Genomic DNA, 14,491 nt, shown 5'->3' with positions numbered 1-14,491 from the left:
GTGGTCAGGCCTGTCGGCGACCGGAAGTTCCGGCGGGACGGCCCGCCCCGCCGAGCCGGGAGCCCCGACGGCACGGCCCGCCCCGCCAGCCCGGAAGTTCCGGTGGAAAGGTCCGTCTTGCCAAGCCGGCGCGGGGATAACGATACTCATGGATGTTCCTGAGCCGGACACGATCGAGCGCCGGGCAGCCTCGATCGACACCGTCGCATGTCCGCGATCCTCCGGAGGAACCCGTCCATGAGATCCAGGATCAAACTCCTCGGCACCGCCCTGGTCGCCGCCGCGCTCACCGCACTGGCGGCGATCGCCGCCCCCACCCCGGCCTCGGCGGCGACGCTGACCCAGGTGACCAACTTCGGCGCCAACCCCAGCAACCTGCAGATGTACCTGTACGTGCCGAACACCGTCGCGGCCCGGCCGGGCCTGCTGGTGGCGGTGCACTACTGCACCGGCAGCGGCCCGGCGTTCTATTCCGGCACCCAGTACGCGGCCCTCGCCGACCGGTACGGCTACATCGTCATCTACCCGTCGGTGACCCGCAGCAGCAAGTGCTTCGACGTCTCCTCCCCGCAGGCGCTGCGCCGCGACGGGGGCAGCGACCCGGTGGGCATCAAGTCGATGATCGACTATGTCCGGGGCCGGTACCCCGTCGACCCGAACCGGATCTTCGCCACCGGCACCTCGTCCGGGGCGATGATGACCAACGTGCTGCTCGGCGACTACCCGGACGTGTTCGCGGCGGGAGCGGCCTTCGCCGGGGTGCCGTTCGGCTGCTTCGCCACCACCGACGGCTCGGAGTGGAACAGCCAGTGCGCCAACGGGCAGGTCACCAGGACCGCGCAGCAGTGGGGCGACCTGGTCCGCAACGCCTACCCCGGGTACACCGGCAAGCGGCCCCGGATGCAGCTGTGGCACGGCACCAACGACGAGACCCTGCGCTATCCGAACTTCGGCGAGGAGGTCAAGCAGTGGACCAACGTGCAGGGGCTGAGCCAGACGCCGACCTTCACCGACAGCCCGCAGGCCGGCTACACCCGTACCCGGTACGGCGGTAGCGGCGGCACCGCCCCGGTCGAGGCGATCAGCATGCAGGGCGTCACGCACAACCTGCCGGTCGACGCGGCGCAGGCGATCCGGTTCTTCGGTCTGGACGCCCCGCCGACCACCACCCCGCCCCCCACCACGGCCCCGCCGACCACCCCGCCCCCGACCACCCCGCCGCCCACCACCACGCCGCCTCCGACCACCCCGCCGGTGCCGACCACCACGCCGCCGACGCCGTTCCCGCCCACGCCCACCACGCCGGGCCCGGGAGCCGAGTGCCGGATCGGGTACACCGTCAACGCCTGGAACACCGGTCTGACCACCGAGATCACGATCACCAACAGCCGGGACACCGGGATCAACGGCTGGAACCTGGCGTTCACCCTGCCCGCCGGGCAGACCATCATCGGCGGCTGGAACGCGACCTACTCGCCGACCAGCGGAGCGGTCACCGCCACCAACGTCTCCTACAACGGCTCGATCGCACCGGGTGCGTCGGTCAGCATCGGTTTCCAGGCCAACCACACCGGCAACACCGCGAAGCCGGCCTTCTTCACCCTCAACGGCAGCCCCTGCGCCGTCGTCTGAGACCACACCCCCGGGCGGTGATCAAGAGCTGTGCGTCACCCGGACCGGTTCCGGTGACGCCAACCTCTTGATCACCGCCGCTCCCCCGCACGGTCCGAGCGGTGCGGTTGTCGCCGTTCCCCGGCCCCGGCCGGGCGAGCGGTGCGGTTGCCCGCGCGGGCGGGTGGGGGTGGGGTGGTTCGGTGGATGTGGGGGTGCGGGCAGATCGATAGGGTGGCCGTGACGGGGGGTCGCCTGGGGTCGCGGGCCGGGTTCGCCGGCCGCGCGGGAACGGGCGGGGTGTGCAGCCCGGTGGACCAGCCGCAAGCCGACCGCGCCGTCGTCACCACCGATCGTCCACAAGGGAGCCTCTATGCGTCTGACTCTAACGGTGAAACTGGTGCGGCGGCGGCTGCCCGCGTTCGCTCTCGGCCTGGGCGCGGTCGCGCTCGTCGCCACCCCCGCCGCCGCCGTGCCGGCGGGCACCCACCCGGCGGGCACCGCCACGGGGGTCACCGCCGCAGCCGCCCGGCCCCCGGCCGCGCGGGCGGCGGGCTGGACGCCGGTGCCGGGCACGGCGCAGGCCCGATCCGCGCCGGCCACCGCCACCTACGGCGGCGACCTGCACGTCTTCGTGCAGGGCCCGGACGGGCAGGTGCGGGTCGACCGGTACGACACCAACACCGACGCCTGGTCCGGCTGGTCCACCGTCCCCGGTGACGCCATGGCGACCTCGGCACCGGCGGCGGCCGTCTACGGTGGGGAGCTGCACCTGTTCGTGCAGGCCGACCAGAAGGTCCGCACCAACCGGTATGCCCTGGACACCGGCGCCTGGTCCGGCTGGAGCACGATCGGTGGCACCACGTCCGCGTCGTCGGCCCCGTCCGCCGCCGTCTACGGCGGTGACCTGCACCTGTTCGTCCGGGGCGCGAACGGCAAGGTCCGCACCAACCGGTACACGCTGGGCACCGCCACCTGGTCCGGCTGGGCCACCCTCGCCGGCCCGACCGGCGCCAACTCGGCCCCGTCGGCCGCCATCTACGGCGGTGACCTGCACGTCTTCGTCAGGGGCACGAACGGCAACGTCCGCACCAACCGGTACTCGCTGGCCACCGGGGCCTGGTCGGGGTGGAGCGACGTGCCCGGGACCGCACGTGCGGCGTCCGCGCCGGCAGCCCTGGTCTACGGTGGCGGGCTGCACGTCTTCGTCCGCACCGGCGGCGACGACCTGCGCACCGCCTGGTACCTCCAGGACTCCGGCGCGTGGACGGGCTGGAGCACGATCGACGGCCCCGGCGCGTCGATCTCCGCCCCGGCGGGGAGCGTCTACGGCGGGCTGGTCCGGCTGTTCGTCCGGGGTGCCGACGACGAGGTCTACCAGGGCCAGCCCTGACCGGTGCGGCTGCGCCGCCGCCCCGTCCACCGCTGCGGTGGGCGGGGCGGCATCGTGTCGCGGCCGGACGGCCCATGCTGCCCAGCGTGGAGCGGGCCGCCGACGTGGTGCGCGACTGTCTGCGTACCCGGCCGGCGGTGGTCTCCCGGCCCCGCCGGATGGCGGCGGTGGTGCGGGTGGCCGGGGTCGCGGCGCGGGTGGCCGCCCGGCGGTGAGGGCCGCCCGGCGGGACGGGGAGCACCTTGAATTCGCCACGATCGTCGTGGGATTCTGATGCGTCGATGACGTGCCGCGCGTGGGGCTGACCGTCGTCCAGGGCAACCGGGGGCCGCTGGGGTTCCGGGGGACGGCGACGAGCACGACGGAACGACGCCAGTACTCCCGTCCACCAGTCCCGCCCGCCGTCTCGACGCCCTCGTGGGCGACGCCACCCCGACCGGCCGGGCGGTGCTGTGGTGACCCCCGAAGGAACCCGTATGAACAGAGTTTCCGCCCCACTGTCGCGTCGCGGCCCGGGGCGCTGGACGGCGCTCGCCGCGAGCCTGCTGCTCGCCACCGGCGTGCTCGCCGTGACCGGCCCGTCGCCCGCCGACGCGGCGGCGGACCCGGTGGCCGTGACCGTCAACGCCAACGCCGGGCTGGCAGGCGTGCCGGAGACCGCGCTGGGCGTCAACCATGCCATCTGGGACTCCCAGCTCGGCACGAACGAGACGTCGGACCTGCTCAAGGCCGCCGGGGTGCGGATGATGCGCTACCCGGGCGGCTCGTACGCCGACATCTACCACTGGCGCGACCACACCGCGCCCGGCGGGTACGTCGCGCCGAACACCGACTTCGACACCTTCATGGCCGCCGCCCGCCGGGTCGGCGCGCAGCCGATGATCATCGCGAACTACGGCACCGGCACCCCCGCCGAGGCCGCCGACTGGGTGCGCTACGCCAACGTCACCAAGGGGTACGGCGCGAAGTGGTGGACGGTCGGCAACGAGAACTACGGCAACGGGCACTACGGGTCGGCCTGGGAGGCCGACGACCACCCCGACAAGAGCGCCAGCCAGTACGCCCGACTGGTGGTCGACTACGCCGACGCGATGAAGGCGGTCGACCCCACGATCAAGGTCGGCGCGGTGCTGACCATGCCGGGCAACTGGCCGGACGGGATCACCGCCGGCAGTGACCCGGGCCCGTGGAACCGGACCGTGCTCTCCATCGCCGGCCCGAAGATCGACTTTGTGGACGTGCACTGGTACCCGGGTGGCACCGCCGCCGAGTCGCTGGCCCGGACGGCCCACATCGACGACGCGGCCCATCTGCTGCGCGACCAGCTCGCCCGGTACGCCGGCCCGAACGCCGCCCGGATCGGCATCAGCTTCACCGAGCTGAACGTCGGCACCGGCCAGAACACCCAGCCGGGCGCGCTGTTCCTCGCCGACGCCTACAGCGACCTGCTGGAGAACGGCGTCTTCACGGTCCAGTGGTGGAACGTGCACAACGGCATCGGCACCGTCACCGAGGTGGCCGGGCAGACCGACTACGGCGACTTCGGGCTGCTGTCCAGCGGCACCTGCACCGCCGACAACTCGGTCTGCGAGCCGCCGCTGAACACCCCGTTCGCCCCGTACCACGCGCTGTCGATGATGAACCTGTTCGCCCGGCCGGGTGACCAGTTCGTCCGCGCCGCCACCGACCAGCCGCTGGTCACCGCGCACGCCGTGCGGCGGGCCGACGGGGATCTCGCGGTGCTGCTGGTCAACAAGGACCCGGCCAACGCCCGCCCGGTCACCATCGACTACGCCGGCTTCACCCCGTCGGCTGCCGCGCCGACCACGTACTCGCTGACCAACGGGGCGTCCGGCGTGGTCACCGGGCAGTCGGGCAGCGCCGCCAGCCGGACGCTGCCGGCGTACTCGCTGACCACGCTGGTGCTGCGGCCGTCGTCCCCGGTCACCGCGCACCCGGCCCCGCCGGGGCAGCCGACGGCGAGCGGGGTGACCGACCGGTCGGCGACGATCTCCTGGTCGCCGGCGCCGCCGAAGGGCGCCCCGATCGCCAAGTACGAGGTGTACCGGCAGAACGGCACGGTCAGCGAGCAGCTCGGCGAGACGGCCGGCACCTCGTTCACCGTGGACAACCTCGTGCCCGGCACCCGGTACACGCTCAACGTGCTGACCCGGGACACCGCCGGGAAGGTGTCCTGGTCGTCCTCGCCGGTCACCTTCACCACCACCGGCCCGGCCGAGAGCAGCTGCACCGTCCGGCTCACCACCGCCAGCGACTGGGGCAACGGCTGGGTCGGCAACGTCGAGATCGTCAACAACGGGGCGAACCCCGTCGACGGCTGGACGCTGACCTGGAGCTGGCCGACGAGTTGGCAGCAGGTGAGCAGCGGCTGGAGCGCCACCTGGACGCAGACCGGGCGTACCGTGACGGTCGCCAGCACCGACGACAACCGGCGGATCGCCGCCGGGGGCAGCACCACAGCCGGTTTCGTCGGGTCCTACAGCGGCCCGAACGTCCCGCCCACCGGTTTCGTGCTCAACGGCACCCCCTGCACGGTGGGGTGACCGGGGCCGGGTGGCCGTCGGCGCAGCGGTGCTGCGGCGGCGGCCACCCGGGGAGCGGTCAGAGACCGGCCGCGTGGGCGGCGGGGGTGCCGCCGACCACCGGAAGAACGATCTTGCTGCTCTTCAGGGCGACCTGGATGTTCGCGGCGGTGGTGTCCGCCTGGCTGGAGTACTGCGGGTAGCTGGCCACGATGATCACGCCGATCCGGTGGCCCGGCTTGAAGACGTAGTCCTCGGGCAGCATCGGGAAGGTGAAGTTGTACGACTCCCCCACCACCAGCGGCACGGCGGTCCGGATCGACTGCCGGTTCTGGGCGTCCATGATGCCCTTGGTGACCAGCTCGTTGTCGGCGGTGGCGACCCGCTTGGCGGTCTGCTTATAGCAGCCGTCGTCGGTCGGGCTGTTCAGCCCCCAGCAGTCCTCGGTGGTCAGCGTGACGATGCCCTCACCGGAGGCCCGGTGCGCCACCCGCTCGTCGGTGCCGTAGTCGACCAGGATCGCCCCGAAGTTGGTGTCGGTCTGGTCGGCCGAGGCCCGTAGCTGCACCGTCGGCGTGCCCGAGATGTGCAGGGGCGCGGTCAGCGGCGCGGACAGGAACGCCAGCCGGTTCGGCTGGACCGTGTCCGGGTTGAGGATCATGGTGTTCTGGCTCTGGGTGCGGCTGTCCTGGAACGCGCCGGTCGCCGGCTTGGCGGTCGGCACCAGCTTCAGGCCACCGGCCCCGGTGGTGCCGGGCTGGAGGAACACCTCGGTGTCGGCCTTGCCGGGGATCGGCCAGTCGGCGTGGGTCTCCCACACGTCGGCGGCCCGCTCCAGGTCGACCCGGGGCTCGTCCATGATGCCGTTGGCGATCCCGTGCAGCCAGAAGTCGAACCACCGGTGCAGGGTGGACACCCAGACCGCCCGCCGCGAGTCGAACGGGTCGACGTGCCCCTCCTGGGAGAGCCACAGCTTACGCTGGACGTTGTTCTCCGCCAGGGCGTACCAGAACTTGCTGAAGTGGTCCGCGCGGACGTTGTCGTCGTTGAGACCGTGGTAGAGCAGCACGCTGGCGGTCATGTTCGGGACCTTCTTGACGTAGCTGCGCTCGTTCCAGAAGGCGGTGTAGTCGCCGGTCTCGTCGCCGTCGGCGGCGGCCATCGCGTCGCGCACCGGCTTGCAGTACTCCCGCCGCTCCGGGTTGGTGACCGTGTTGGCCAGCGACGCCACGTAGCTGTTGCCCCGGGTGACCACCCCGTTGCTGCGCACGTAGTCGTAGTACTCGGTGGGGCCGCTGATCGGCACCACCGTGGTCAGGCCCTTCACGCCGGTCACCGCCGTCGCCATCGCCAGCGAGCCGTCGTACGACTTGCCGATCATGCCCGACTTGCCGTTGTGCCAGTCGGCGGTGACCACCTGACCGGCGGCGTTGCGGGCGGTGGCCCGGCCGTTGAGCCAGTTGATCGCCTGCTTGGCGCTGAGGTTGTCCTGGTTGGCGTTGGTGGTGGGGCAGCCGGTGGAGTTGTTGGTGCCCACCATGTCCAGCAGGATCACCGCGTAGCCGCGCGGGACGAAGTAGTTGTCGTAGAACAGCGGCCACTTGTCGAGCAGGCCGTCGCCGTCCAGGTCGGCCTTGCACTCGGACTCGTTGCCCCGGCAGACCGTCGAGTAGTATGGGCTGGCGTCCATGATCACCGGCACCTTGAGCCCGTTCGCGGTGGCCGCCGGTCGCATCAGGTCGAACGCGATGATGTCGCGCACGCCGTCGTTGTCGCTGTCGAAGGTGGAGTCGATGAACAGCCGCTCCCGGATGGCGTCGCCGTAACCGAAGACCGGCTGGGTGACCCCGTCCTGGACCACGATCGTCGGTACGTCCGGTGCCGCCACCGCCGGTGGCGCCGCGCCCAGGGCGGCGAGCGCCAGGGCGGACAGTGCGGCCACCCCGGCGCGGAGGGGCATTCCCATTACAGCCATGCAGTCTCCTTGAGAGTCCCGAGACCCGGCACGTTATGGGCGGACCGACCGGCACCACCACCTGCACCTGTAGGAACTTTGCCCACGTCACCCCGACGACGCCGGCCACCGGGCGGACGGGGGCGCCCCGGGACGGCAGGACGCCGAGACGGGGACGACCCGGGACGCCGAGACGGCGGTGCGACGTGACGGTAGCCGACGGGCGGCGGCGGTGCGGTCCGCCGGTCAGTCCCGGTAGCCCCACTGCCGCAGCGGCTTGTCCAGCACCCGCTCCACGGCGGCGAGCTGCGCGTCGCCCAACTCCCCGTGGTAGGCGGCCTGCCGCCCGGCGTGGAACCGGTACCGCCCGAATCCCCTCTCGAACGCTGGTGACCAGTCCAGGTGGAGGAAGTCGAGCATCCGGGCCACCTCGGCGCGCGGGTCGGCGAGCAGGTCCTCGTAGCGCACGTCGAGCCACTGCCCCTCGGGGTGCGCGGCGCGGGCCTCGGCGAACCGGTCCATCAGCATCTTCCAGCCCAGCGCCGCGAGCACCGGGAACGACCGGTCGTACTCCTCCCACTCCCGGCGCAGGTCGGTCGGCAGCGGCCCGAGGAACCAGTTCTCCGGCCCGCGCCAGCCGTCCCACCAGCCCATCTGGAGCCAGGAGTTGGTCACCGCCCGACCGTCGCGGACCACGTTGACCACCCGCAGCTCCGGGTAACCGGCCCGCAGGAACCCCGTCCTCGGCCATCCGGTCACGTGGTGCAGCAGCAGCCGGCAGCCCTGCCGTTCGATCCGGGCGTCGAAGAAGGCGCGCAGCCGCCGCCGCAGGTAGGGGGTGAGGTCCTCGGCGGTCAGGTCCCGGCACGGGCGGGAGAAGCCGGCCACCACGTGCCGGTCCAGCAGGTGGTACGCCTCGGACGGGGCGACCCGCAGCCGACCCTTCTCCAGCAGCCGGCGGCTGTGCCGCAGCGAGGTCATCCCGGCCGGGCGGGGTGCGGACCGCCGGTACAGCGACCCGTTGAACCGGCCGGCGAGGTTGAGCCGGGACAGCTTGTCGTCGACGCCGGAGACGAATCCCACCCCCGGGTGCCGGGACAGCAACTCCTGCACCAGGGTCGAGCCGCACCGCCCGGTGCCCACCACCACCGCCAACATCCCTCAGCCCTCCTCTTGCCCGACCGCCACCGACCGGCCGGCGGCCGACCGCCCGGATCCCGCCGACCCGCCGGCCGCCGCCGGACCGCCCCGACGCCACGGGTAGCCGAACCGGCGCAGCCCCACCGCGGTCAGCCCGGTGACCAGCGCGTACGACCAGCGGGACAGGTCCCGCCGCCACTGCACGTCGGCGGTGACCGGCACCGGGCCGGTGCGGTGCCGGGACGGGTTGCCGGCCACCGAGTGCGTCGGCGCCAACCGCACCGTCGCCGGGCCGGTGAACGGGCCGCCGTCGGCGTCGACCCCGGCGAAGCCGAGGATCCGGCGCAGCGTCGGCTCCGGATCGGCGGTCAGGTCCTCGTAGCGCACCCGCAGGTAGCCCGTCGGGGCGTCACCCCACAGCCGGACGGTGACGGTGTTCCAGACCAGCCAGAGCAGGGCCGCCTTCCACACCGGCGGCCGGCTCATCAGCTCCGGGTCGGTGTCACCGTCGAGGCCCCGGCGGCGACGCCAGGAGAACGCGGTGGCCCGGGGGTCGCGGACCAGGTGCAGCACCCGCAGCTCGATGCCGGGCAGCGCGCCGACCAGCGCGCCGTACGGGGGCAGCTTGGACGAGTCGACCACCACCCGCGCCCCGGTGTGCCGGGCCACGGCGGTGTACAGGTCGGCCAGGGCCGCGTCGTCGGGGTGCGCGGGCACCGGCCGTCGGCCCCGCCGGTGCCGGCGCAGCAGCGCGGGCAGGCCCCGCATCCGCAGCCGGCCGCGCAGCCCGGCGGCGATTGCGGCGGCCCGGTCGGTGGGCAGGTCCTGGCGCACCTCGCCCCAGAGCGGGCAGTCCCGCAGCGGCAGCCCGCAGCCGCAGGGCCGGTTCTCCACCTCGCCGCGCTGCCACAGGTAACGCAGCTCACCGGCGGCGAAGACCCCGGCGTACTGGCCGAGCACGGTGGTGACCAGGGTGCTGCCGCTGCGTCCGCTACCGGCCAGGTAGAGCACCCGTACCGGCGGGTTCACACCGGCTCCCGGACGGCCCGCGCGGCGGTCGCGTAGACCTCCCGCAGCCGGGTCAGGTGCGCCTGCGGGGAGAAGTCCCGCTCCACCCGCGCCCGCCCGGCCCGCCCCATCCGGTACGCCCGCGCCGGGTCGGCCAGCACCCGGCCCAGCCCGGCGGCCAGCGCCACCGGATCGTCGGCGGGCACCACCTCGCCGTCCACCCCCGCGGTGACCAGCTCCGGCAGCCCGCCGAGGTCGGAGGCGACCACCGGCACCCCGCAGCCGTACGCCTCCAGCACCGCCATCGGCTGGTTCTCGTTCCACCGCGACGGCACCGCCACCACCGTGGCCGAGCGGACCAGCTCGTGCAGCCGGGCCTTGTCCAGCCGGCCGTGGAACCGGACCCGGCCGGGCGCCCGCCGCCGGGCCAGCTCGGTCAGCCCGTCGCGGGCCGGACCGTCGCCGGCCACCTCCAGCACGACGTCCTCGGGCAGCCGGGTGAGCGCCTCGATCAGCACGTCGACGCCCTTCTCCGCAGCCAGCCGGCCGGCGAAGACCACCGGGCCGCCGGGTGCCGTCTTGACCGCCGTCGTGGCGACGTCGACGAAGTGGGACACCACGTGCATCCGGTCGGGGAAGACACCGGCCCGGCGCATCACGTCGGCCAGGAACCGGCTGGGGCTGACGAACGCCTGCACCGGCCCGTACGCCCGGGTGGTGCGGTGCAGCCAGGACTCGACGGCGAGCAGTGAGCTGGCCCCCAGCGAACCGTCCTTGCAGCGGCGGCGGGCCGCGCGCAGCGGCCCCCCGGTCACGCAGGCGTCGCAGACCGCGCCCCGGTCGAGCATCTGGTAGCTGGGGCAGGCCAGCTTGTAGTCGTGCAGGGTCATCACCGCCGGCACCCGGGCCGCCCGCACCGCGGCCAGCACCGACGGGGAGAGCTGGTGGTAGATGTTGTGCAGGTGGACCACGTCGGGCCGGAAGTCGTCGAGCACCCGGGCCAGGCCCCGCCGGCTGGCCGGCGACCAGATCATCCGGGCCGCCGCCACCGCGCGCGGTCCCGCGCCGCGCGGCGCCGGGTCCAGCTCCACGTGGGACGGGAAGTGCCGGGCGTACCGGGCCGGGGCGTCGTTGTCCGGGTGGGTCATGCCGAAGAAGGCCACCTCGTCGCCGTCGCCCCGTTGCAGCTCGGCGACGTCGAGCAGGTAGCCCTCGGCGCCGCCGCGCCGGTAGAGGAACTTGTTGACGTGGAGGACACGCATCGGCCTGCTCCGGGGGTGGCTGCTGCGGCCCACTGGGGTCGGGGGTGGGACGGTCGCCCCGGACAGCAGCGGTGACCAGGGGCCCCACCGTATGCAACACCGGCGTCGTGAGTCCAGTTCATGATCCCCAAGTAGCCACACGGCCCATCGCCGGCTGACCACACGGCCACGTGGCCAGCCGCGATGATCTGCCGGTACCGTGTGCCCCACCCCGCCCGACGTGCCCGAGGAGGACCCGGTGCCCCACCCCGACGAACCCTCGGCGCTGGCGTACACCGCCCGACGGGTCCGCCGGCACCTGCGCTGGGCGCGTACCGAGGGGGTCCGGCGGCTGGTCGAGGAGGACCGGCTCGACCCGGTCGAACGGACCCGCACCGCGCTGGCCAAGTGGCGGTGGCGACGGACGCATCCCGGGCCGCCCGGCCGGGCCGTCCCGGTCTACCTGGTGGGCCTGCAACGCTCCGGCACCAACATGCTCACCCGGGGGCTGGACGCGGACCCCTCGGTGGAGGTGCGCAACGAGAACGACCGGGCCGTGTTCCACCGCTTCCGGTTGCGCCCCGACCCGGTGCTCACCGCCGTCATCCGCCGTAGCCGGCAACGGTTCGTGCTGGTCAAGCCGCTGTGCGACACGCACCGGGTGGACGAGCTGCTCGGCCTGGCCGGGGTCGCGCCGGGGCGGGCGCTGTGGGCGTACCGGGACGTCGACGACCGGGCGCGCTCCGAGGTGGCCAAGTTCGGCGACGCCAACCTGCGGGCGCTGCGGGCGATCACCGACGGCACCATCGGCGACCGGTGGCAGGGGCAACGCCTGGACGCGCCGACCCGGGACCTGGTCGCCGGCTTCGACTACGACCGGATGACCCCGCACACCGCCGCCGCCCTGTTCTGGTACGTCCGCAACTCGCTGTTCTTCTCGCTCGGGCTGGCCGACCGCCCGGACACCCTGCTCTGCGCGTACGACGCGCTGGTCGCCGACCCGGCCGGGTACACCCGGCGGCTGTGCGCGTTCCTCGACCTGCCGTACGACCCGGTGCTGCACGCGCACGTCGGCGTGCGTACCCCGCCACGGCCCCGGCTGGAGATCGACCCCCGGGTACGGGCGCTCTGCACCGAGCTGACCGGTCGGTTGGACGCGCTCGCCGGACGGCACGAGGCGGTGGAGCATGGCTGACCCCGCCGGCCCGGTCCCGCACACCGCACCCGCCGACAGCACACCCACCGGCACCGCACCCGCCGACATGCCGGCCGCCGACAGCCGGGGGGATCGCCCGCAGGGGCCGATCTTCCTGGTCGGGTGCCAGCGGTCCGGCACCACCATGCTGCGGCTGGTGCTCGACTCGCACTCCCGGGTGAGCTGCGGCCCGGAGACCCGGTTCCTGACCGACATGCGACGCATCGTCGGGCGGGACTGGGAGCGGCTGGCCCGCTTCGGGTTCCCCCGGGAGTACTGGCTGGGCCGCATCGCCGACTTCTTCGGCGGCATCCAGGCCGACTACGCCCGCTCCCGGGGCAAGACCCGGTGGGCCGACAAGACGCCGCTGTACGCGCTCTCCATCGACTTTCTGGCCGAGGTCTTCCCCGACGCGCAGTTCGTGCACGTCATCCGGGACGGCCGGGACGTGGTGGTGTCGCACCGTAAGCGGTTCGGCTACTGGTCGGCCGTCAAGTGCGTGGTGAAGTGGCCGCGCTACATCCGCGTCGCCCGCGCCGCCGGGGCCCGGCTGCCGGCCGGGCGCTACCACGAACTGCGGTACGAGGAGACGGTCACCGATCCGGAGAAGGCCATGCGCGGCCTGTTCGAGTTCCTCGGCGAACCCTGGGAGGCTGGCGTGCTCGACTACGACGGCAAGCAGCACGACGTGGCGGGCAAGTACACCGCCGAGGCGGACCGACGGCGGGCCGCCGCCGGCACCGACGCGCCGATCTACGGTTCCCGGGTCGGCACCTACCGTCGGGAGCTGGACCCCTTCCTGCGGGTGCTGGTCCGGGTCTTCTCCGGTGCCACCCTGCGCGAACTGGGCTACCGGTGAAGCGCCGGGCCGGGCGGCGGGTGCTGGTCGCCGGGGCGCTGCTGTTCGCCCTGGTCGCCGGGGCCGCCTGCTCGGACGACCCCGACCCCGGGCCGGCCCCCTCGGCGACCGCGCCCTCGGCCGCCCCGTCGGCCGGCGCCACCGGCACGCCGCTGCCGGCCGGTGCGCCGGTGCGCAACCCGTTCGGCGCGCACTGGGACTTCTCCCGGCACGACCAGTTCGTGCCCTACCTGGAGAAGCTCACCGGCTCGACGACGTACCACGAGCTGAGCTGGTGCGACATCGAGAAGACCCAGGGCAGCCCGGACTTCTCGGCGGTGGACCAGATCGCCGAACGCAGCCGCAAGCTCGGCATCACCCTGCACCTGAAGATCCGTACCGGGGTGTGCTGGGCGACCGGCGGGACGGCGAAGTTCACCCGGGGCCAGGCCAACAAGACCGAGTCGGCGATGCCGACGGACCTGGCCGCCTACCAGAACTTCGTCCGCACGCTGGTGCAGCGGTACGCGCCGTACGGCGTCGGCGAGTACGCCGTCGAGAACGAGGTCAACGCGCAGCAGTACTGGGCGGGCAGCCCGGAGGACTACCGCCGGCTGGTCACCGCCGCCGCCGAGGCGATCCGGTCGGCCGACCCGAAGGCCAAGGTGGTCGACTCGGGCATGAGCAGCGTGGCGTACGGGATGGGGGTCGCCGACCGGCTGCTGCGGGCCGGCCAGCCGGACCAGGCCGTCGCCGCCTACCAGGCGTACTTCCAGCGGCGGATCGGCACCCGGGGTCGGCTGATCCCGGCGGTGAACGACCCGACCGCGTTGCGTGCCGCGTTGGACAACGCGCAGAACTCCCGCAACCTGGCCTACCTCGCGGTCACCGAGAAGCTGCTCGACGACCGGGTGGTCGACGTCCGGCAGCTGCACTTCTACGAGCACTTCTCCGGGGTGCCGGCGCTGCTGGACTACCTGCGGTCGGAGACCCCGGCCGGGGTGCCGGTGCAGGCGTGGGAGGTCGGCCAGTTCTGGAAGGACGGCGACGACGACGCCGCGGCCCGGGGCGACGAGATGGTCAAGGTGGTCAGCATGCTGGTCGCCGGGGGCATCCACGAGGTGCTCTGGCTGCCGCTGGCGTACAACCCGAACAACCGGGCCGGCGCGGAGGTCCGCTACGGGCTGCTCGACCCGGACGGCACCCAGCGGCAGGCCGGCGCGATGATGGCCGCCCTGGCGGCGGCGGCCCGGGACGCGACCGTCGAGCCGGTGAACGGCAAGGGCCTGACCGGGGTGGCGTTCCGGCGGGGCGCGGAGAGCACGCTGGTGGTCTGGTCGACCTCCACCGGCACGGTGTCGTTGCCGGCCACCGCCGGCCTGACCGGCGGCCCGGTCGGTGCCGCGCCGACCGCCCGCACCGGCGCGCTGCCGATCGGCCCGAGCCCGGTGCTGGTACGCGCCAGCGGCGACCCGGCCGCCGTCCTCGCCCCGATCCGCTGACCTGCTCCCCCACCCGCCGAACGGGCCGGGCCGGTCGCTCGCCGGGCCGGTCCCGTCGGGCTGCGG

The 14,491-nt window shown here is 73.5% G+C and carries 11 protein-coding genes; 7 read left to right on the top strand and 4 right to left on the bottom strand.

The features are described 5' to 3' along the window. Positions 1-237 precede the first annotated feature (237 nt). The 4 genes from O7625_RS20240 to O7625_RS20225 all read left to right on the top strand — a co-directional run bounded on the left by O7625_RS20240 (position 238) and on the right by O7625_RS20225 (position 5,568). Complete coding sequence (locus tag O7625_RS20240) at positions 238-1,632, top strand: PHB depolymerase family esterase (RefSeq protein ID WP_282340617.1); 1,395 nt, start codon at positions 238-240, stop codon at positions 1,630-1,632. 352 nt (positions 1,633-1,984) lie between these two features. Continuing rightward, complete coding sequence (locus O7625_RS20235; protein ID WP_282340615.1) at positions 1,985-3,004, top strand: hypothetical protein; 1,020 nt, start codon at positions 1,985-1,987, stop codon at positions 3,002-3,004. Positions 3,005-3,078: 74 nt separating this feature from the next. Continuing rightward, positions 3,079-3,219 carry a hypothetical protein gene (locus O7625_RS20230; protein ID WP_282340613.1) on the top strand — a complete coding sequence of 47 codons (141 nt, stop codon included), beginning with the start codon at positions 3,079-3,081 and terminating at the stop codon, positions 3,217-3,219. Positions 3,220-3,480: 261 nt separating this feature from the next. After that, positions 3,481-5,568, top strand: a complete 2,088-nt coding sequence (locus O7625_RS20225; RefSeq protein WP_282340611.1) for a cellulose binding domain-containing protein — start codon at positions 3,481-3,483, stop codon at positions 5,566-5,568. Between the two features lie 58 nt (positions 5,569-5,626). On the opposite strand, the gene O7625_RS20220 is transcribed toward O7625_RS20225, so the two are convergent. From O7625_RS20220 to O7625_RS20205, 4 genes are all read right to left on the bottom strand, one after another. Then, on the bottom strand, positions 5,627-7,522 hold the full coding sequence (locus O7625_RS20220; RefSeq protein WP_282340609.1) for a CocE/NonD family hydrolase: 1,896 nt from the start codon (positions 7,520-7,522) through the stop codon (positions 5,627-5,629). Between the two features lie 225 nt (positions 7,523-7,747). After that, complete coding sequence (locus tag O7625_RS20215; protein WP_067307753.1) at positions 7,748-8,659, bottom strand: sulfotransferase; 912 nt, start codon at positions 8,657-8,659, stop codon at positions 7,748-7,750. 3 nt (positions 8,660-8,662) lie between these two features. Next, positions 8,663-9,670 carry a sulfotransferase gene (locus O7625_RS20210; RefSeq protein WP_282340606.1) on the bottom strand — a complete coding sequence of 336 codons (1,008 nt, stop codon included), beginning with the start codon at positions 9,668-9,670 and terminating at the stop codon, positions 8,663-8,665. Then, positions 9,667-10,911 (bottom strand): glycosyltransferase, encoded by a 1,245-nt coding sequence (locus O7625_RS20205; RefSeq protein WP_282340604.1) that lies wholly within the window; start codon positions 10,909-10,911, stop codon positions 9,667-9,669. The genes O7625_RS20210 and O7625_RS20205 overlap by 4 nt, the downstream gene beginning before the upstream one ends. Before the next feature lie 238 nt (positions 10,912-11,149). On the opposite strand from O7625_RS20205, the gene O7625_RS20200 reads away from it, so the two are divergent. Genes O7625_RS20200 through O7625_RS20190 form a run of 3 tightly spaced genes read left to right on the top strand, consistent with a single transcriptional unit; the run spans position 11,150 to position 14,425 of the window. Further along, complete coding sequence (locus O7625_RS20200; RefSeq protein ID WP_282340602.1) at positions 11,150-12,085, top strand: hypothetical protein; 936 nt, start codon at positions 11,150-11,152, stop codon at positions 12,083-12,085. Further along, positions 12,078-12,944, top strand: a complete 867-nt coding sequence (locus tag O7625_RS20195) for a sulfotransferase (RefSeq protein WP_282340600.1) — start codon at positions 12,078-12,080, stop codon at positions 12,942-12,944. Before O7625_RS20200 ends, O7625_RS20195 begins: the two co-directional genes overlap by 8 nt. Then, positions 12,941-14,425 (top strand): hypothetical protein, encoded by a 1,485-nt coding sequence (locus O7625_RS20190; protein ID WP_282340598.1) that lies wholly within the window; start codon positions 12,941-12,943, stop codon positions 14,423-14,425. The genes O7625_RS20195 and O7625_RS20190 overlap by 4 nt, the downstream gene beginning before the upstream one ends. Positions 14,426-14,491: the final 66 nt, after the last annotated feature.

The sequence above is a fragment of the Micromonospora sp. WMMD714 genome (genome assembly GCF_029581315.1).
Lineage (GTDB): Bacteria > Actinomycetota > Actinomycetes > Mycobacteriales > Micromonosporaceae > Micromonospora > Micromonospora rifamycinica.
The sequence above is the reverse complement of the archived record's forward strand: the minus strand, read 5'-3'. Positions and strand labels throughout refer to the sequence as shown.

Bases quoted from the DNA above. Each gene is read 5' to 3' on its own strand.
- O7625_RS20240 (WP_282340617.1), top strand. From the start codon at position 238: ATGAGATCCAGGATCAAACTCCTCGGCACCGCCCTGGTCGCCGCCGCG.
- O7625_RS20235 (WP_282340615.1), top strand. From the start codon at position 1,985: ATGCGTCTGACTCTAACGGTGAAACTGGTGCGGCGGCGGCTGCCCGCG.
- O7625_RS20230 (WP_282340613.1), top strand. From the start codon at position 3,079: ATGCTGCCCAGCGTGGAGCGGGCCGCCGACGTGGTGCGCGACTGTCTG.
- O7625_RS20225 (WP_282340611.1), top strand. From the start codon at position 3,481: ATGAACAGAGTTTCCGCCCCACTGTCGCGTCGCGGCCCGGGGCGCTGG.
- O7625_RS20220 (WP_282340609.1), bottom strand. From the start codon at position 7,522: ATGGCTGTAATGGGAATGCCCCTCCGCGCCGGGGTGGCCGCACTGTCC.
- O7625_RS20215 (WP_067307753.1), bottom strand. From the start codon at position 8,659: ATGTTGGCGGTGGTGGTGGGCACCGGGCGGTGCGGCTCGACCCTGGTG.
- O7625_RS20205 (WP_282340604.1), bottom strand. From the start codon at position 10,911: ATGCGTGTCCTCCACGTCAACAAGTTCCTCTACCGGCGCGGCGGCGCC.
- O7625_RS20195 (WP_282340600.1), top strand. From the start codon at position 12,078: ATGGCTGACCCCGCCGGCCCGGTCCCGCACACCGCACCCGCCGACAGC.